The organism is Salinispora tropica CNB-440 (genome assembly GCF_000016425.1).
Taxonomy (GTDB): Bacteria; Actinomycetota; Actinomycetes; order Mycobacteriales; family Micromonosporaceae; genus Micromonospora; species Micromonospora tropica.
The window spans coordinates 4,341,627-4,359,539 of sequence record NC_009380.1; the positions used below are offsets into that span (position 1 = coordinate 4,341,627).

The following is a 17,913-nucleotide window of genomic DNA, read 5'->3' on the forward strand; positions in this document are numbered from 1 at the left end:
GTCAGGCCTCCACCAGGTAGGAGAACACACTCTCCAGGGACTCGTCCTCGGGCACGAGCTGCCGAACCCGGATCCCCCGGGCCGGGGCGATCTTGGGCAACGCCCGGGTAAACGCGCCGTAGTCGCTGACCCGTACGGTCAGCCCGGCCCGGCCCAGCTCCACACCGGTCACCGACGGTTCCGCCATCAGCGCGACGGCGAGCTCGCGGTCGTCGGTGGACCGGACCGCGAAGACGTGGGGCCGGTTGGTCATCAGTCGACGGATCGTCCGGAAGTCACCGGAGGCGGCGAGTCGGCCGGCGACCATCACCTGCACCGTGCCGGAGAGCTGCTCGACCTCCTCCAGAATGTGTGAGCTGAACAGGATGGTGCGCCCGTCGCCGCCGAGTCGGTGCAGCAGGTCCATCATGTGCAGCCGCTGTCGCGGATCCATCCCGTTGAACGGCTCGTCCAGCAGCAGCACCTGCGGGTCGTGGACCAGTGCCGCCGCCACCCGCGCCCGCTGTCGCATACCCTTGGAGTACGTGCCGATCCGGCGGGACTGCGCCCCCTCCAGCTCGACCAGGGCGATCGCCCGGCGAGCGGCCTCCGCGGGGTCCGACAGCCGGTGCAGCCGCGCGCTGGCCAGCACGAACTCGTACGCGGTGAGGAACGCGTGCACCGCCTCCCGTTCGCTGACCAGGCCCAGTCGCCGGTAGACCTCGGGGTTACGCCAGGTGGGCGCCCCATCCAGGGTTACCGTGCCGCGTGACGGCGCGAGGAAGCCGGCCATCATGTGCAGCAGCGTCGTCTTGCCCGCACCGTTGGGGCCGAGTAGCCCGGTGACCCCCGGCCCCAGGCTCATGCTGACGTCGTTGACGGCGACCACGTTGCCGTACCAGCGGGAGACGCCCGAAAGATCCAGGCGGCTGGTCGTGGTGGCGGCTGCCGAACTCGGCTCCACACTGGTCACGCTCATCGAGTGGCCACCTTCCGGTAGCGGGCCAACAGGAGGACGACACAGCCGGCCACGAGCAATCCGGCCGCGAGGGCGTAGAGCGGGCCGAACCCACCGATTGGCAGCCCACCCCCACGCTCGAAGAGCAGGTCACCGAGCGCCCAGGTGCCCACCCCGTTGACCATGGTCATCGGGGAGGCGAGGAAGGCCAGCTCGGTGGTTGTCTGCGAGGGCAGGATGGCGAGGATGCCGACGATCGGTGTGGTCATCAGAAAGACCGCGACGATCCCGCCGGCGGCGAACGCCCGCTTGCCGGTGAGCGCGGCGACCAACAAGCCGATCGCGCCGAAGACCGCTGCCCAGAGGCCGGCGTAGAGCAGACCCGGCAGCAGGTCGAGCAGCTCGTTCCAGACCCCCCGCAGCCCGTTGTCGACGGTGAAGGCGGCACCGAGGAACATCACCAGCTGCGGGCCGCCGAGCAGCAACCAGAGCGCGGTGACCAGGGAGAGGAGCTTGGCCAACGGATAGTCCGACCGGGCCAGCGGCCGGGAGAAGTACAGCGGCAGCACCCCGCTGCGGAGGTCGCGACTGACCAGCTCGGGGGCGGCGACGGCGACGAAGAAGATGATCAGCCAGCTCATCGTGTCGGCGAACTGCGCATAGGTCATGACCACCTCGCCGAGCTGACTGCGAACGGCGGTAACCCCGGCGGCGACCACGGTCACGATGCCCACCACCAGCCAAGGGAAGATCTTCGCCTTGGCGCTACGGCCGAAGCCGAAAACCGTGCGCAGCCCGTGCAGGTAGAGCGCGCCGAACACCGGACCACGGCCGAGGCGGGGGCCCGAGTAGCGCTGGTAGCCGATGTCGTGGATGACGCCGGTCGACTCAGACATGGCTGGACTCCCTCGTGGCGAACAACTCGGCCACCCGGTGGCGACGCTGGTCCAGCCGGTGCAGCGGCAGGTCCAGCTCGGCGACCGCGCCGAGGATCTGGTCGTAGGTGCCGTCATCGGCCAGCTCGACGAGGAGCAGTCGGCCGTCTCGGCGGACCGGCAGCCGCAGTGCGGCCAGCCGGGCGGCCAGTTCCTCGGTGCCCTCGCTGACCTCCACGGCGAGCACGTCGGTAGCCGACGTCATGGCATCGATCCGGTCGGCCCGCAGCAGCCGCCCACCGTCGATGGCGACCAGCGTGTCGCAGATCCGCTCGACCTCGCCGAGCAGGTGCGAACAGACCAGCACCGAGATGCCGAACTCGGTGCCGATGCGGTGGATCAGGGCGAGCATCGAGTCCCGCCCGGCCGGGTCGAGCCCGTTGGTGGGCTCGTCGAGCAGCAGCACATCCGGGTCGTGCACCAGGGCCTGAGCGAGCTTCACCCGCTGCTTCATACCGGTCGAGTAGCCGCCGACCGGACGGTAACGCTCCTCGTAGAGCCCGACGTGCCGCAGCGCCTCGCTGGCCCGCTCGCGGGCCACCGTCCGCGGCAGGCCGCTGATTCGGCCGAGGTGGGTGACCAACTCGGCGGCGGTGAGGTCGGGCGGGAGGGCCTCGTGCTCGGGCATGTAGCCGACCCGCGCCCGCACCTGGTCGGGCTGGCTGGTCGGATCCAGGCCGAGGACCCGGACCTGCCCGTTGGTCGGCGCGAGCAGGCCGAGCAAGATCTTGATCAGGGTGGACTTGCCGGCGCCGTTCGCGCCGACGAGACCGACGATGCCGGGCTCCACCGCGACGGTCAGATCGGCCAGCGCGGTGACCCCACCCCGGTAGGTTTTGGTCAGCGACTCGGTCGCGATGAGTGCCACGCCCCCAGCCTAGGCAGGTGCCACCAGCTAGCGACACCCGACGCGCCCCTGATCATTCCCGTAGGGGCCGCAGTCGTAAGGCTCCGGTAATTCCCGCGCCGGCCCCCGCCGGCAGACTGGACGCATGGCCTCAAAACTGCTGCGTACCCCGCTCACCTGGGTCGCGGTCACCGTTCTCGCCGCCGGCACCGCCTTCGGTCTCTACTGGTTCCAGCCGTGGAAGTTGGTGACCGACACCGAGGTGAACGAGGAACTGGCGATCGTCGCCACCGAAGCGCCACCGTCGCCCACAAACTCCGCACCGGATGGCGTTTCCACACCGACCGCCGGATCCACACCGACCGCCGGATCCGACCCGACCGCCGGATCCGCCCCGGACGCCGGCCCGGTGATCGTCCGCAGCGGCGAGTTCATCACCCACGAACACAACACCAGCGGCACCGCCCGGATCATCCGCACGGCCGACGGCACGCTGCGGCTGGAGCTGGTCGGCCTGGCCACCTCCAACGGCCCTGACCTGCGGGTGTGGCTGACCGACCAGCCGGTCCGGACCGGAGAGGCCGGGTGGCATGTGTTCGATGACGGCCACTGGGTCGAGTTGGGCCGGCTCAAGGGCAACCGCGGCGACCAGGCGTACGACATCCCGGCCGAGGTGGATCTGGACAGGCTGACCAGTGTGTCAATCTGGTGTAAACGGTTCGCGGTGTCGTTCGGCGCGGCCCCCTTGGCCACCGGCTGACGTCCGGCCGCGGCCCCATCTCCTGGAGTGGCACTCGACCGATCCCCCGGTCGGCTGAGAAACTAGTGCCGATCAGTGATTTGGGGGGTTCATGAGTAACGGTTGGGTGCCGCCCGACGAGGTGCTGCGGGATGCGCCGGCGTACTCGCCCCGCCCGGGTGAACTGGCCGACCTGGAGCTACTCCTCACCGGGGCATACACCCCGCTGACCGGCTTCATGACCCGCGCCGACCTGGTCTCGGTGAGCCGGCGGAGCCGACTCACCGATGACGTTCCCTGGTCGGTGCCGGTGACGCTCCAGGTGCCCGCGGCCCTCGCCGAGCGGCTCGACGTACGGGATCCGGCCCACCGCACGTTGGTGCTGACCGACGGCGAGGGAGCCCCGATGGCCGCGCTGGAGGTCACCGACGCCTGGCCGGTCCGTGACGGGGTGACGGGGGTCGGCGGTCCCGTACGCCGACTCGGCGACGGCGGACACGGCCCATTCCAGCGGCTACGCCGCACCCCGGAGGAGATCCGCTCGCTGCTGCCGCCCGGCCGGGTGCTCGGGGTGGTCGCCGATCGGCCGCTGCACCGGCCGCAGCTCGCCCAGATCGCCCACGCGACCCGCACCCTCGGCGCCCACCTGCTGGTGCTGATCCCCATCGGCGAGGAGGGCGGCGAGCTGCCGCCCGAGGCTCTCATTCGCAGCGTCTTCGCGGCCCGGGACCGAATGCCGCCGGCGACGCTGGTCGCCGTTCCGCTGCCCCGCCGCCGTGAGGAGATCAGCGACGCGCTGCTCCGGGCACGGGTCTCGGCGGCGTACGGGGTGACGCACCTGCTCTCCACCGGCGAGATGCTCTCCGGGGCCGGGCTGCGGGTGCTGGTGCCGCGGGAGTTGGCCTACGACAACCGCGACGGACAGTGGCGGTGGCGGGAGGACATCCCGCCGCGCAACCGGCGGCAGGCGCTGACCCAGGCCGAGATCGACGACCTGTTGGACCGGGGGTTCCCACTGCCGGAGTGGCACACTCCCCCGGCGGTGGCGAAGGAGTTGGCACATGCCCGCCCACCCCGCCGCTACCGAGGCCTGGTGATCTTCCTGACCGGCCTCTCCGGTTCCGGTAAGTCCACCATCGCCCGTGGTCTCGCCGATGCCCTTCGGGAGCAGGGCGAACGGACGATCACCCTGCTCGACGGCGACATCGTACGCCGGGAGCTGTCGGCTGGGCTCGGCTTCGGCAAGGCCGATCGGGACGCGAACATCCGCCGGATCAGCTGGGTGGCTGCCGAGATCGCCCGGCACCGGGGAGTGGCGATCTGCTGCCCGATCGCCCCCTACGAGCAGGCGCGGGCCGCCGCACGGAAGATGACGTTGGCCACCGGGGCGGGCTTCCTACTGATCCACGTCTCCACCCCGCTGGAGGTCTGCGAGCAACGGGACCGGAAGGGCCTGTACGCGCGCGCCCGCGCTGGCCTGCTGACCGGGATGACCGGGGTGGACGACCCGTACGAGGAGCCGACCAACGCCGACCTGACGGTCGACACGACCGACCTGACGGTGGAGGAGGCGGTGCAGGCGGTCCTGCACCAGCTGGCGGAGACGGGCTGGGTCGAACCCCGCCACCCCAGCATGTAGTTCAGCGGCCACGGGCGTACAGGGGACGCGGGGGGCCCGGGACAGGGCCCCCCGCTGGGAAGGGACGGCTGGCTGTGCGCGACAGCCGGGAGAGCTGACGGGCGGCGCACGTCGCGGGCGACCGCGGTCAACTTCCTGGACGCGACTGGCATCTCGTCCATCTGGGTCAACGAGGCGCGCCGGAGAAAGTCGCGCTGCCCGCCGGCTCGACCCGCCCCGCCGACTACCCCACCGGTGGTCGGCGGCCCCGCTGGTCGATGTCAGGCGAGCTTACGGGCCAGGTTCTCGTCCAGCGCGTTCATGAACTCGTCGGTGGTCAGCCACGGGGCGTCCCGCGAGATCAGTAGCGCGAGGTCCTTGGTCATCTGGCCGCCCTCGACGGTCTCGATGATGACCTTTTCCAGGGTGTTGGCGAACTCGGTAACCGCCGGGGTGCCGTCCAGCTTGCCCCGGTGGGCCAGGCCCCGGGTCCAGGCGTAGATCGAGGCGATCGGGTTGGTCGAGGTCTTCTCGCCCTTCTGGTACTGCCGGTAGTGCCGGGTGACGGTACCGTGCGCCGCCTCGGCCTCGACAGTGCGGCCGTCCGGGGTCATCAGCACGGACGTCATCAGGCCGAGCGAGCCGAAGCCCTGCGCGACGGTGTCGGACTGCACGTCACCGTCGTAGTTCTTGCAGGCCCAGACGAAGCCGCCCTCCCACTTGAGCGCCGCGGCGACCATGTCGTCGATCAGCCGGTGCTCGTAGCTGATGCCGGCAGCCTCGAAGTCGGCCTTGAACTCGGCCTCGTAGACCTCGGCGAAGATGTCCTTGAACCGGCCGTCGTACGCCTTGAGGATGGTGTTCTTGGTCGACAGGTAGACCGGGTAGCCACGGTCGAGGCCGTACCGCATGGAGGCACGGGCAAAGTCCCGGATCGACTCGTCGAAGTTGTACATGCCCATGGCGACCCCGCCGCCGGGGAAGTCGGCGATCTCCATCTCGACCGGCTGGGTGCCGTCGGTCGGGGTGTAGGTGATGGTGACCTTGCCGGGCCCGGGGACGACGAAGTCGCTGGCCTTGTACTGGTCACCGTGGGCGTGCCGGCCGATGATGATCGGCTTCGTCCAACCGGGCACCAGCCGCGGCACGTTGGACATGATGATCGGCTCACGGAAGACGACGCCACCGAGGATGTTGCGGATGGTGCCGTTCGGCGACCGCCACATCTTCTTCAGGCCGAACTCCTCGACCCGCGCCTCGTCCGGCGTGATCGTGGCGCACTTGACGCCGACGCCGTGCTCCTTGATCGCGTTGGCGGCGTCAACGGTGGCCTGGTCGTCCGTCTCGTCCCGGTGCTGGATCGAGAGATCGTAGTACCGCAGGTCGACGTCGAGGTAGGGCAGGATCAGCTGCTCCCGGATCTGCTTCCAGATGATCCGGGTCATCTCGTCGCCGTCGAGCTCTACGACCGGGTTGTTTACCTTGATCTTCGCCATCGGCCGGCGCTCCTCTCGGGGGACACATGCTCAAGCAGTACGAGCGTACTGCAAACAGTCCCGGTTCCCCCAGCCGGCCTCACTCTGGGGACCCCGAACCCTCGGCGTGGGCGACGGCGGCCCCGCGGCCGGGTGACCACGGGGCGCTGCCGTCGGTTTGGGTCACATGCTGGCGACGTCGCCCTGCTTGGCGCGGACCGCCTCGGCGGCCTCCTTCAGGGCGGCCAGTTCGTCGGCGTCCAGGTCGGTCTCGACGACCCGCCGGACTCCCTGCGCGCCGATCTCCGCCTCCACCCCGAGGTAGACGCCGGAGATGCCGTACTCCCCGTCCACCCAGGCGCAGACCGGCATGACATCGCCGGAGTCCTCGGCAACGGCCTTCGCCATCCGGGCGGCGGCGGCAGACGGGGCGTAGTAGGCCGAGCCGGTCTTCAGTAGCGCCACCACCTCGGCGCCACCGTTGCGGGTCTTGACCACCAGGTCCTCAATCTGGGCGGCGGGCATCGCCTCGCGCAGCGGCTTACCGGCCACGCTGCTCTTCGACGGCACCGGGACCATCGTGTCCCCGTGCGAGCCCAGCGTCAGGGTCCGCACCGACGCCACCGGCACGTCGAGCGCCTCGGCCACGAAGTTGGTGAACCGGGCGGTGTCCAGCATGCCGGCCTGGCCGAGCACCCGGTTGTGCGGGAACTGGGTGGCGATCTGGGCCAGCGCGGTCATCTCGTCGAGCGGGTTGGAGACCACGATCACGACAGCGTTCGGCGCGTAATTGGCGACGTTCTCCGCGACCTGTCGGACGATCTTGGCGTTGGTCTCCAGCAGGTCCATCCGGCTCATGCCCGGCTTGCGCGGCAGGCCGGCGGTGACGACGACAACGTCCGAACCCTCGATGGCCTCGTAGCCCTCGCCGTTGGGGCCGGTGGTCACGCCGACCAGCTTGGTCTCGAAGCCCTCGACGGCCCGCGACTGGTTGAGGTCCAGGGCGAGACCCGCCGGCTTGCCCTCCACGATGTCCGTAATCACGACGGTGTCGAAGACGTCGTACTCGGCCAGACGCTGCGCGGTGGTGGAGCCGTAGAAGCCGGCCCCGACGACAGTGACCTTCTTACCCATTGACGTCCCACTCCCTGATACCAGTCGGTTTTTCCGGACCGTATCAGCCATCCTGGCACCGATCCGGTCAGGGGCGGACGGTTATGACCCCGATGGGTGCGCTTCGGTGCCGCTGCGGGACTTCAGCCGCGCTCGGCCCGCTCCACGACGTTGGTCAGCAGCATCGCGCGGGTCATCGGTCCCACCCCACCGGGCATCGGGACCAGGGCCCCGGCCACCTCGCCGACGCCGGGATCGACGTCGCCGGTGTAGCGGCCCTTACCGTCGGGGCCGATCACCCGGGTGATCCCGACGTCCACCACGACCGCGCCCGGTGTGATCATGTCGGAGGTGAGCAGTCCCGGCACACCGGCCGCGACGATCACTATGTCCGCGGCCCGGGTGTGCGCGGTGAGGTCGAGGGTGCCGGTGTGGCAGAGGGTGACGGTCGCGTTCTCGCTGCGCCGGGTGAGCAGCAGCCCAAGCGGACGGCCGACCGTGTTACCCCGGCCGATCACGACGACCCGGGCACCCCGCAGCGCCACGTCGTGTCGGCGGAGCAGCTCGACAATCCCGCGCGGGGTACAGGGCAGCGGCCCCGGGTAGCCGAGCACCAGCCGGCCCAGGTTCACCGGGTGCAGACCGTCAGCGTCCTTGTCCGGATCGATCAGCTCCAGGACTCGCTGGGTGTCGAGGTGGGCGGGGAGCGGCAGCTGCACGATGTAGCCGTGACAGGCCGGGTCGTTGTTCAGGTCGGCCAGTACGGCGTCCACCTGCTCCTGCGTGGCGTCGGTCGGAAGTTCCCGACGGAGCGAGGCGACACCGACCTCGGCGCAGTCACGGTGCTTGCCGTTGACGTACGCCTGGGAGCCGGGATCGGCGCCGACCAGGACGGTGCCGAGACCCGGCGTGACACCCCGTTCCGCCAGAGCCTTCACGCGGACCCGCAGCTCGTCCTTGATCTCGGCTGCGGTCGCCTTGCCATCCAGAAGCGTCGCCGTCACCTCCAGATCGTCTCACGCCGGCCACCGTGCGGGGCCGACGACCCGGGCAGCCGGCAACCGGCGCTGCTGTGGCCGGGGACACCAGGACTGCCCGTCGGGTGCGATTAGTCACTCTGAGTAACTCACGAGGGCCTAAAACCGGACGATCGACGATGGGCAAGGGCACGCCGGACGGTCGGCGACGGCGGGTTCGGCGTCGCCGTTGCGGGTCGACACACCCCGATCGATCCGCCGACTCGACAAGCCAAATGCGCAGGTCAGCAGCGGCATCTATAGCACGGAGGGGCACCCCCGCCAAGCCCTGACACCACCCTCCGTTACGACTTCGCAACCCTTCCGTTGTCAATCGTGAACCAGCGACCTACCGTTACCGATCGTTGCGCAGCGTTACCCAGCGTCGGGTCCTGCGCAGCGTGAGGATGAGGAGGCTTCATGCGTGTTCGTAGACTCGCCGCCTGGACAGCCCTCCCGCTCGCGGTGACCCTGGGCCTGGTGGCCTGCGGCTCCGGCGGCGGCGGGTCCGGCGGGACCGACCCCAACGCGGCCGTGCGAATCGAGATCGCCGAGCCGCAGCACCTGGTGCCGACCAACACCAATGAGACGAGCGGCTCGCAGGTGCTCGCCGCCCTGTTCAGCCCGCTGATCGGCTACGACGACGCCAGCCAGGCGTACGAGGTGGCAGCCGAGTCGGTGACGTCCGAGGACAACATCACCTGGACGATCAAGCTCAAGGACGGCTACACCTTCCACAACGGCGAGCCGGTCACCGCCGACAACTACATCGACGCCTGGAACTACGGCGCCTATGCACCGAACGGCCAGGGCGCGAGCTACTTCTTCGAGAAGATCGCTGGGTACGAGGACCTCCAGGGCGAGACCCCGGCGGCGCAGACGCTGTCCGGCCTGGAGAAGGTCGACGACCTGACCTTCACCGTGACCCTGTCCGCGCCATACTCCGACTTCCGGACCATGCTCGGGTACAACGCCTTCTACCCGCTGCCGAAGGCCGCCTTCTCCGAGCCGGGCGTGCTCGACGAGGGTTACGAGAAGGCGCCGATCGGTCAGGGTCCGTTCAAGATGAAGGGCACCTGGCAGCACGACGCCCGGGTCGAGGTCGAGCGGTACGACGCCTTCCCCGGCGAGCAGCCGAAGGTGGCGGGTGTCGAGTTCCGGATCTACCAGCAGCCCGCCGCCGCGTACGCGGATGTCCTCTCGGACAACCTCGACGTGATCAAGGTGATCCCGACCGAGAGCCTGTCGACGGCCCCCACCGATCTGGGTGACCGGTTCCAGACCAGCCCCGGGTCGTCCTTCCAGTTCCTCTCCTTCCCGACCTACCAGGAGGAGTTCAGCAACCCGGACGTGCGTAAGGCGATCTCGATGGCGATCGACCGCGAGGAGATCACGACGGCGATCTTCAAGGACTCGCAGACGCCGGCCCGCTCGTTCATCTCTCCGGTTGTCGCGGGCTACCGCGAGAACACCATCGGCGACGCCGGCACCTTCGACCCGGCCAAGGCCAAGGCGCTCTACCAGAGTGCGGGCGGGCCGAGCCAGATCGAGATCTCGTACAACGGCGACGGCGGCCACAAGGACTGGGTTGACGCCACCTGCAACCAGCTCAAGGCAAACCTGGATGTGGCGTGCGTCGGCAACGCCGAGCCGAAGTTCTCGGACCTGCTGACGAAGGTCAAGGCGGAGCAGCCGGTCGGCCTGTTCCGGATGGGTTGGTCCATGGACTACCCGTCCATGGAGAACTACCTCGGCCCGCTGTACAGCAGCACCGGCTCGGCGAACTTCTACGGCTACAGCAACCCCGAGTTCGACAAGCTGGTCGCCGAGGGTTCGGCGGCGGCCACCGAGGAGGAGGCGATCGCGAAGTACCAGCAGGCCGAGGAGGTGCTGGCCGAGGACATGCCGGTGATCCCGCTGCGCTTCGGCCAGAACGTCTTCGGGCACTCGACCAAGGTCACGAACGTGGAGTTGGACCTCTTCAACCGGGTCGACCTGCTGAAGATCGAGGCAGTCCAGTAGTTCCGTAGCAAGCGGTGTGGTCGGGTCGCCGGGCAGCTGGTGACCCGACCACACCTCTCCTTCGCCCTTTTTCAGAGAGACTGCCTAGTATGGTCCGTTTCATTCTGCGACGACTGCTCCAGATGGTCCTCGCCTTCTTCGGGACCACGCTGATCGTCTACGCGCTGATGTTCGCCGGTCAGGGTGATCCCATCCAGGCTCTCGCCGGCGAACGCCCGGTCACCGATGCCCAGCGGGCCTACCTGACGGAGAAGTTCCACCTGGACCGGACCGGCATCGACGGCTTCTTCTACCGCTACTTCGACTACATCCGGAACCTTCTCCAGGGCGACCTCGGCGAATCCCTCACCGGACGGCAGATCGGCGACATCCTGGCCGCCGCCTGGCCGGTGACGATCAAGCTGGCACTGATCGCGATGACAGTCACCGTGCTCATCGGGGTCACCGCCGGCGTGCTCGCCGGCATTCGACGGGCCAGTATCTTCGACAACTCGACGCTGCTGCTGACCCTGGTCGTGCTCGCCGTACCGACCATCGTGCTGGCGCCCATCGCGCAGTACCTCTTCGGCGTCCGGTGGCAGCTCTTCCCGCCCACCGCCGGCGCCGACCCCGACTTCTACGCGCTCCTGCTGCCCGGGATCGTCCTCGGCTCCCTCTCCCTGGCCACCGCGCTGCGGCTGACCCGGACCTCGGTGGCCGAAAACCTCCGCGCCGACTACGTCCGTACCGCCCGGTCGAAGGGCCTGGTCAAGCGACGGATCGTCGGCATCCACGTACTACGCAACTCACTCATCCCGGTGGTTACCTTCCTCGGCGTCGAGTTGGGCAACCTGATGGGCGGCGCGATCATCACCGAAGGGGTGTTCAACATCCCCGGGGTCGGTTTCAACCTCTTCCGCGCCATCCGCACCGAGGACGGTCCGTTGGTGGTGGGGATCGTCAGCGTGCTGGTCGTCGTCTACCTCGTCGCCAACCTGGTGGTGGACGTGCTCTACGCCGTACTCGACCCGAGGATCCGCTATGAGTGATTTCGAGACGGTGGCCGCGTCGGAGGACCCGAACGCCCGGCGCGGCCCCTCCGGCGAGCCGAACGCGCCGAACCAGGTCGGTGGCACCTCCGTCACCCCCGGCCGACCGCGCAGCCTCGCCGGCGACGCCTGGCGGGACCTGCGACGAAAGCCGATCTTCTGGATCAGCTCCGCCCTGGTCCTGGTGGTCGCCGCGATGGCCGCTGCGCCCGCGCTGTTCACCGGCGCCGACCCGGCCGACTGCGTACTCGCCCGGCAGCACGCCGGCCCCTCCGGCGGAGCCATCTTCGGGTACGACTTCCAGGGCTGCGACACGTACGCCCGGGCGGTCTACGGTGCCCGCGCCTCGCTCCTGGTCGGCGCCCTCTCGGCGCTGCTCACCGGGCTGATCGCGCTCACCGTCGGCATGCTCGCCGGGTACTTCGGCCGGTGGATCGACGCCGTCCTCTCCCGGGTGATCGACATCGTGCTCGGTATCCCACTGCTGCTCGCCGCGATCGTGCTGCTCAAGCGAGTCGCCAGCGACAGCGCGACGGTCCGGATCGCGGCGGTGATCTTCGTCCTGGCGGTACTCGGCTGGACGACGACAGCCCGGGTGGTCCGCTCGTCGGTGATCACCGCCAAGGAGCAGGACTACGTCGCCGCCGCCCGGATGCTCGGCGCGAGCAACAGCCGGATCATGTGGCGACACATCCTGCCCAACACACTCGCCCCCGCCATCGTGGTGCTGACCATCGCGCTCGGATCATTCATCGCTGCCGAGGCGACGCTCTCCTTCCTCGGCATCGGACTCAAGGAACCCACGATCTCCTGGGGCATCGATATCAACAGCGGCCGGGTGCACATGCGCGAGTCGGCCACCCCGCTGATCGTCCCCTCGACCTTCCTCGCGCTGACCGTGCTGGCGTTCATCATGCTCGGCGACGCGATCCGAGACGCCTTCGACCCGAAACTCCGGTGAGTCCCGTGCGCGGGAACCGGCACACCCGTGGCAGCGAGCGAAAGGCAGGCGCTGTGTCCCAGTCCGCCGTCCAACCCACGCCCGCCTCCCCCACTCCGGAGGGCGGCCACCTGCTCGAGGTACGGGACCTGCACGTCGAGTTCCGCACCGGAGAAGGCGTGGCGAAGGTGATCAACGGTGTCTCGTACCACCTGGACGCCGGAGAGACCCTCGCCGTGCTCGGCGAATCCGGCTCCGGCAAGTCGGTCACCGCCCAGGCAATCATGGGCATCCTGGACACCCCGCCCGCGGTGATCCGCAGCGGGCAGATCCGCTACCAGGGGCGCGACCTACTCTCCCAGTCGGAGGAGCAGCGCCGGCAGGTACGCGGCACCGAGATCGCCATGATCTTCCAGGATGCGCTCTCCGCGCTGAACCCGACCTTCCCTGTCGGCTGGCAGATCGGCGAGACGCTGCGCCAACGGGCCGGGATGTCCCGTGGCGACGCCCGCCAACGCGCGATCGAACTGATGGAGCTGGTGAAGATTCCGGCCGCGGCCAACCGGCTCGGCGACTACCCGCACCAGTTCTCCGGCGGGATGCGACAACGCGTCATGATCGCCATGGCGTTGGCGCTGAACCCGAAGGTCCTCATCGCCGACGAGCCGACGACCGCGCTGGACGTGACCGTGCAGGCCCAGATCATGGACCTCCTGGCCGACCTGCGCCGAGACCTCCGCATGGCGATGATCCTGATCACCCACGACCTCGGCGTGGTAGCCGGGGTCGCCGACCGGATCGCCGTCATGTACGCCGGGCGGATCGTCGAACACGCCGACGTCCGCTCGCTGTACAAGTCCCCGGCCCATCCATACACCAAGGGGTTGTTGGAATCGATCCCGCGGCTGGACTTCCACGGCCAGCAACTGTCGACCATCCGGGGCCTGCCGCCGAACCTGATGCGGATCCCCTCCGGCTGCCCCTTCCACCCCCGGTGCCCCTACGTCCAGCAGGTCTGCGTGGACGTCGTACCGCACGACCTGGTCCTCGGCGACGGCCGGACCAGCGCGTGCCACTTCGCGCAGGAGGTCCGCGATGACCGCGCCCGCTAGCCAACCGAAGAAGGTACGCGGCGAGCCGATCCTCGCCGTCAGAGACCTGGTCAAACACTTTCCCATCACCCGGGGCGTCATCTTCCAGCGCCAGGTCGGCGCGGTCCGCGCCGTGGACGGGGTCAGCTTCGACCTGCGCCGCGGTGAAACCCTCGGCATCGTGGGCGAGTCCGGCTGCGGCAAGTCCACCCTGGCCCGGCTGCTGATGCGGCTGGAGATGCCAACCTCCGGAGCGGCGACCCTGGAGGGGCGGGACCTCTTCGCCGCCCGCGGCGCACAGCTGCGCCGGCTACGCCGCAACATGCAGATGGTCCTCCAGGATCCGTACACCTCGCTGAACCCACGGATGACCGTCGGCGACATCATCGGGGAACCCTTCGAGATCCACCCGGAGGCGGCACCCAAGGGAAGCCGGCAGCGGCGGGTCCAGGAGCTGCTGGACATGGTCGGGCTCAGCCCCGAGCACATCAACCGGTACCCACACCAGTTCTCCGGCGGCCAGCGGCAGCGCATCGGCATCGCCCGCGCGCTCGCGCTGCGCCCCGAGGTGCTCGTCTGTGACGAGCCGGTCTCCGCGCTGGACGTCTCGATCCAGGCGCAGGTGATCAATCTGCTCGAGCAGCTTCAGGACGAGCTCGGCCTCTCGTACATCTTCATCGCCCACGACCTGTCGGTGGTACGGCACATCTGCGACCGGGTCGCGGTGATGTATCTGGGCCGGATCGTGGAACTCGGCACCGAGGCCGAGATCTACCAACGGGCCACCCACCCGTACACCCAGGCGTTGCTGTCGGCGGTGCCGGTGCCCGACCCGGAGCAGCGGGACAACCAGAACATGATCCGCCTGATCGGCGACGTACCGAGCCCGGCGAACCCGCCGAGCGGCTGCCGGTTCCGCACCCGGTGCTGGAAGGCGCAGGACGTCTGTGCCACCCAGGACCCGGACACCGTGCCCCGCGCCGCCGACCCGCACCCGTCGGCCTGCCACTTCGCCGAACTCCGCGAACCGGCGTCCCCCTCCTGACACCGCCGACCACCACTGCGCTGCTTCCCGGGCCGGATCGCCGGCACACTCTCGTATCGGCGACGGCGAGTATCGTCAACTATGGTGGCGTGCCGGAGTACCGGCCGGCGGTCCGCCGCCCAGAATCGCTACCTGGGAGGCGACGACGATGGACCAGACGACCTTCGGTGCACGCCTACGAGCCCACCGCGAACGTGCCGGGAAGACTCGACCGATCCTCGGCGGTCTGGTCGGTCGCAGCGCGGAGTGGGTCAAGGCATTGGAGAATGGACGCCTACTTCCGCCCCGCCTTCCCATGATGCTTCGCCTGGCTGAGGTGTTGGGGCTCACCGACCTCGCCGACCTGACCGGAGATCAGACCCTGCCCGTGGCGTCGGTGACCCGCGCTGGTCATCCCGCTCTCGACAAGGTCGCCGCCGCGATACAACGCTCTCCCCTGCCGGCCGGTCCGGCTACTCGGGTCGAGGTGCTGCGCGGCTTGGTCGGTCAGGCGTGGGAGTTGTGGCACCGTTCAACCACCGAACGGACGGCGGTCGCCGGGGTACTTCCCGGGCTGCTGGCGGAGGCGCAGCGCAGCGCTCGCCGGCTGGACGGCCTGGCCCGCCGACAGGCGCTCGTCGAACTGGCCCGGGTCTACCACCTCACCCAGTTGTACCTGGCCCACCAGCCGTACCCAGAGTTGGTGTGGCTGGCCGCTGACCGGGCGATGTCTGCCGCGCAGGACGCCGATGACCCGGCCGCGATCGCGGCGGCCGGCTGGTACTACGCCCACGTCTACCGCGGAACCAACCAGATCGACGCGGCCGAGCAGGTGCTTGTCGACGCTGCCACTCTGGTGGACCCGGCAGCCGACGATGAGCAGTTGGCCCGGTGGGGGCAGGCCCAGCTCGGCCTCGCGCTGGGGCACAGCAAGGCTGGTCGAGCCGGGCAGGCATGGCGGGCATGGGACGCCGCCGACGAGGCCGCGGGCCGGCTTGGCAGCACGTATACCCACCCGTGGTTGATGTTCGGGCCGGCGGCCTGCGCGACGTACGCGGTCACCATCGAAACGGATCTGTGCCGGCCGGGCGCGGCGGTTCGGCGTGCGGGCACCATGGACTACCGTGCGCTTCCGTCGTGTACGCGTCGGGCCGCCGCCCTGATCGAGGGCGCACGGGCGCATGTGCTGCATCGAGGTGAGTTGGCGGCGGTGCATCTGCTCGGACGGGCGCTGCGGGAAAGCGTGGACACCATGCGACACCACCCGTACGCCCGCACCGCTGCCCTGGAGCTGTCCAGCCGGCCCGGCGTGGTCGGGGAGGACGCGAGGGAACTTGCCCTCGCGATCGGCGTAATGGGGTAGCGCTCCCTCAGGTACAGACTCTCCCCGCCCCCACCCGCGACCGCTCGTAGCGTCCAGGTCACTGGCGGAGGGCAACCACTCCGGCCTCACTCCCGAGAGCGCCGGAACTCGCCGCCTTACGGAACTCGACGAAAGGCGAACCCGTGGCGGCCTCTTCCAAGCTATCCAGCGTGGTGCGGTGGTTACTCCGGCGGCAGGAGTTGCCGCCACGAACTCAGGTCGGGGAGCGCCACCAGGCGATTGAGCAGGAAGCGGCACGGCGGCGGCTGCTCGACCAGGCGAGACGGTTGCGGGGCACGCAGTCGCACCGCGAGCCGACTCAGACCGCGCCCCCTACCCCGACGACGGTGGAGCAGAGCACCGATGGTGAGACCAGGGGCCATCGGTGAGACCGGCGACCGACCAGCAGGAACAGATGATCCTCGCCGCACACGTACCCGGACCTGACGGCATGTGCACCGGTTGCCGCGCCTGGTGGTCGCGGCTGACGCCGTACCCGTGCCCGCAGGCCGACTGGGCAACCAGCCGGCACGCCCGCAGAATCACCCACCGCTTCCTGCACGGCGCCGGATGACCGTCCACAGCCCGGTCGGCCGAGCATGGACCTACAGCGGCTGCGGCCTGCCCTGGCCCTGCTCAACCCGAAATCAAGCGCTACGGGCGGAGTATGATCGTGCACGAGCGCCCGCGACAGCGGGGGATCAGCGGCGGCACGGCCGGGCACGGTGACCACGGCCCTGCACGAGACGCTCACCGCCATCCATCAGGGCCACATGCCGGACGCACACGGACGGGTGCGCCACTGAGGCTCCGCCACCCGTCCACGCTTGACGCTCACTACTCGACTATCAATCGATGTACCAGACTGGCAGAAGGAAGGTACAGCACACATGGTGCTGCTCTCGCACGACATGGTGGGGACCGGTGACACGGTCGTCCTGCTGCATTCGTCGGTGTGTGACCGGCGGATGTGGGACCCGCAGTGGCAGTCGCTGCTGGACGCCGGGTACCGCGTGGTGCGCTGTGACTTCCGGGGTTATGGGCAGACACCGGTGCCGGACGCGCCGAACAACAATGCGGACGATGTACGTGAACTGCTGGACGCACTGGGCATCGAGCAGACGGCCGTCGTCGGCTCCTCCTACGGCGGCCGGGTAGCCCTGGAGTTCGCGGCCCGCTGGCCGAACCGGGTGAGCGCTCTGGCGCTGCTCTGCGCCGGCTCACCCCACCATGAGCCCACCGCGGAGCTGGACACCTTCGACGCTGAAGAGGAGGCTCTGGTCGACGCCGACGACCTGGACGGCGCAGTCGAGCTCAACGTACGTACCTGGCTGGGACCGGACGCCGACGACGAGACGCGCGAGAGGGTACGGGGCATGCAGCGGCACGCCTATGACGTACAGCTCGCCGCGGAGGGGGAGTACGACCAACTGGAGGCGGACTGCGAGCTGTCGACGATCACGGCCCGCACCCTGATCGTCTCGGGCAAGCACGACCTGGACTACTTCCAGCAGGTCGCCATCGACCTGGCCGACCGCCTCTCCGACGCCCGGCACGTACAACTGCCGTGGGGCGGGCACCTCCCGAGCCTTGAGCGCCCCGCCGAGACCGCGACGCTCCTCAAGGACTTCCTGAACGCGTCCTCCTGACCCGACGCCTCGCTCGCCCACCTGACGCACGTGGCGAGGCGGGCGCGGGGCGACTCGCGTCGACCGGGCCGGCCGGGGTCGGTGGCCGGGTGGACATGCCGCCCTACCGCCGGCCT

At 69.4% G+C, this 17,913-nt stretch carries 17 protein-coding genes and 1 pseudogene; 12 read left to right on the top strand and 6 right to left on the bottom strand.

Annotation, left to right across the window (positions count from 1 at the left end; all coding sequences use genetic code 11):
• Position 1: 1 nt before the first annotated feature.
• From STROP_RS19050 to STROP_RS19060, 3 genes are read right to left on the bottom strand one after another with little or no spacing between them, the layout of a single operon-like run.
• A complete protein-coding gene (locus STROP_RS19050) occupies positions 2-958 on the bottom strand; it encodes an ABC transporter ATP-binding protein (protein ID WP_012014994.1) in 957 nt (318 codons plus the stop codon).
• Entirely contained in the window at positions 955-1,833 is an 879-nt protein-coding gene (locus STROP_RS19055; RefSeq protein ID WP_012014995.1) for an ABC transporter permease, read from the bottom strand. The genes STROP_RS19050 and STROP_RS19055 overlap by 4 nt, the downstream gene beginning before the upstream one ends.
• On the bottom strand, positions 1,826-2,740 hold the full coding sequence (locus STROP_RS19060; protein WP_012014996.1) for an ABC transporter ATP-binding protein: 915 nt from the start codon (positions 2,738-2,740) through the stop codon (positions 1,826-1,828). The genes STROP_RS19055 and STROP_RS19060 overlap by 8 nt, the downstream gene beginning before the upstream one ends.
• A gap of 124 nt (positions 2,741-2,864) precedes the next feature.
• On the opposite strand from STROP_RS19060, the gene STROP_RS19065 reads away from it, so the two are divergent.
• The gene (locus STROP_RS19065; protein WP_012014997.1) at positions 2,865-3,479 is read left to right on the top strand and encodes a DM13 domain-containing protein; all 615 of its coding nucleotides are present in this window, start codon (positions 2,865-2,867) and stop codon (positions 3,477-3,479) included.
• Positions 3,480-3,570: 91 nt separating this feature from the next.
• Entirely contained in the window at positions 3,571-5,097 is a 1,527-nt protein-coding gene (cysC, locus tag STROP_RS19070; protein ID WP_012014998.1) for an adenylyl-sulfate kinase, read from the top strand.
• A 260-nt stretch (positions 5,098-5,357) separates the two neighbouring features.
• On the opposite strand, the gene STROP_RS19075 is transcribed toward cysC, so the two are convergent.
• The 3 genes from STROP_RS19075 to STROP_RS19085 form a co-directional block, all read right to left on the bottom strand.
• Positions 5,358-6,572: an NADP-dependent isocitrate dehydrogenase gene (locus tag STROP_RS19075; protein WP_012014999.1), complete on the bottom strand. Its 1,215-nt coding sequence runs from the start codon at positions 6,570-6,572 to the stop codon at positions 5,358-5,360.
• A gap of 162 nt (positions 6,573-6,734) precedes the next feature.
• Positions 6,735-7,685: a malate dehydrogenase gene (locus tag STROP_RS19080; protein ID WP_012015000.1), complete on the bottom strand. Its 951-nt coding sequence runs from the start codon at positions 7,683-7,685 to the stop codon at positions 6,735-6,737.
• Between the two features lie 122 nt (positions 7,686-7,807).
• On the bottom strand, positions 7,808-8,668 hold the full coding sequence (locus STROP_RS19085; protein WP_012015001.1) for a bifunctional methylenetetrahydrofolate dehydrogenase/methenyltetrahydrofolate cyclohydrolase: 861 nt from the start codon (positions 8,666-8,668) through the stop codon (positions 7,808-7,810).
• Between the two features lie 432 nt (positions 8,669-9,100).
• On the opposite strand from STROP_RS19085, the gene STROP_RS19090 reads away from it, so the two are divergent.
• The 10 genes and pseudogenes from STROP_RS19090 (at position 9,101) to STROP_RS19130 (ending at position 17,797) form a co-directional block, all read left to right on the top strand.
• Entirely contained in the window at positions 9,101-10,702 is a 1,602-nt protein-coding gene (locus STROP_RS19090; protein ID WP_012015002.1) for a peptide ABC transporter substrate-binding protein, read from the top strand.
• Between the two features lie 89 nt (positions 10,703-10,791).
• A complete protein-coding gene (locus STROP_RS19095) occupies positions 10,792-11,730 on the top strand; it encodes an ABC transporter permease (RefSeq protein ID WP_012015003.1) in 939 nt (312 codons plus the stop codon).
• Positions 11,723-12,691: an ABC transporter permease gene (locus STROP_RS19100; RefSeq protein ID WP_012015004.1), complete on the top strand. Its 969-nt coding sequence runs from the start codon at positions 11,723-11,725 to the stop codon at positions 12,689-12,691. The genes STROP_RS19095 and STROP_RS19100 overlap by 8 nt, the downstream gene beginning before the upstream one ends.
• Positions 12,692-12,696: 5 nt before the next feature.
• On the top strand, positions 12,697-13,782 hold the full coding sequence (locus STROP_RS19105) for an ABC transporter ATP-binding protein (protein WP_026275155.1): 1,086 nt from the start codon (positions 12,697-12,699) through the stop codon (positions 13,780-13,782).
• Positions 13,766-14,806, top strand: coding sequence for an ABC transporter ATP-binding protein (locus STROP_RS19110; protein WP_012015006.1), 1,041 nt, complete (start codon positions 13,766-13,768; stop codon positions 14,804-14,806). Before STROP_RS19105 ends, STROP_RS19110 begins: the two co-directional genes overlap by 17 nt.
• Before the next feature lie 148 nt (positions 14,807-14,954).
• A complete protein-coding gene (locus STROP_RS19115; protein WP_012015007.1) occupies positions 14,955-16,148 on the top strand; it encodes a helix-turn-helix domain-containing protein in 1,194 nt (397 codons plus the stop codon).
• Between the two features lie 143 nt (positions 16,149-16,291).
• Positions 16,292-16,537 (top strand): hypothetical protein, encoded by a 246-nt coding sequence (locus STROP_RS19120; protein ID WP_012015008.1) that lies wholly within the window; start codon positions 16,292-16,294, stop codon positions 16,535-16,537.
• A complete protein-coding gene (locus STROP_RS19125) occupies positions 16,534-16,722 on the top strand; it encodes a hypothetical protein (RefSeq protein WP_018830683.1) in 189 nt (62 codons plus the stop codon). Before STROP_RS19120 ends, STROP_RS19125 begins: the two co-directional genes overlap by 4 nt.
• Positions 16,719-16,841: pseudogene (locus STROP_RS26220) on the top strand (flavin reductase); the annotation flags it as partial. The gene STROP_RS19125 and the pseudogene STROP_RS26220, both read left to right, overlap by 4 nt.
• Positions 16,842-17,038: 197 nt before the next feature.
• Positions 17,039-17,797, top strand: a complete 759-nt coding sequence (locus STROP_RS19130; protein WP_012015009.1) for an alpha/beta fold hydrolase — start codon at positions 17,039-17,041, stop codon at positions 17,795-17,797.
• Positions 17,798-17,913: the final 116 nt, after the last annotated feature.

Bases quoted from the DNA above. Each gene is read 5' to 3' on its own strand.
- STROP_RS19050 (WP_012014994.1), bottom strand. From the start codon at position 958: ATGAGCGTGACCAGTGTGGAGCCGAGTTCGGCAGCCGCCACCACGACC.
- STROP_RS19055 (WP_012014995.1), bottom strand. From the start codon at position 1,833: ATGTCTGAGTCGACCGGCGTCATCCACGACATCGGCTACCAGCGCTAC.
- STROP_RS19065 (WP_012014997.1), top strand. From the start codon at position 2,865: ATGGCCTCAAAACTGCTGCGTACCCCGCTCACCTGGGTCGCGGTCACC.
- cysC (WP_012014998.1), top strand. From the start codon at position 3,571: ATGAGTAACGGTTGGGTGCCGCCCGACGAGGTGCTGCGGGATGCGCCG.
- STROP_RS19075 (WP_012014999.1), bottom strand. From the start codon at position 6,572: ATGGCGAAGATCAAGGTAAACAACCCGGTCGTAGAGCTCGACGGCGAC.
- STROP_RS19080 (WP_012015000.1), bottom strand. From the start codon at position 7,685: ATGGGTAAGAAGGTCACTGTCGTCGGGGCCGGCTTCTACGGCTCCACC.
- STROP_RS19090 (WP_012015002.1), top strand. From the start codon at position 9,101: ATGCGTGTTCGTAGACTCGCCGCCTGGACAGCCCTCCCGCTCGCGGTG.
- STROP_RS19095 (WP_012015003.1), top strand. From the start codon at position 10,792: ATGGTCCGTTTCATTCTGCGACGACTGCTCCAGATGGTCCTCGCCTTC.
- STROP_RS19100 (WP_012015004.1), top strand. From the start codon at position 11,723: ATGAGTGATTTCGAGACGGTGGCCGCGTCGGAGGACCCGAACGCCCGG.
- STROP_RS19110 (WP_012015006.1), top strand. From the start codon at position 13,766: ATGACCGCGCCCGCTAGCCAACCGAAGAAGGTACGCGGCGAGCCGATC.
- STROP_RS19115 (WP_012015007.1), top strand. From the start codon at position 14,955: ATGGACCAGACGACCTTCGGTGCACGCCTACGAGCCCACCGCGAACGT.
- STROP_RS19130 (WP_012015009.1), top strand. From the start codon at position 17,039: ATGGTGCTGCTCTCGCACGACATGGTGGGGACCGGTGACACGGTCGTC.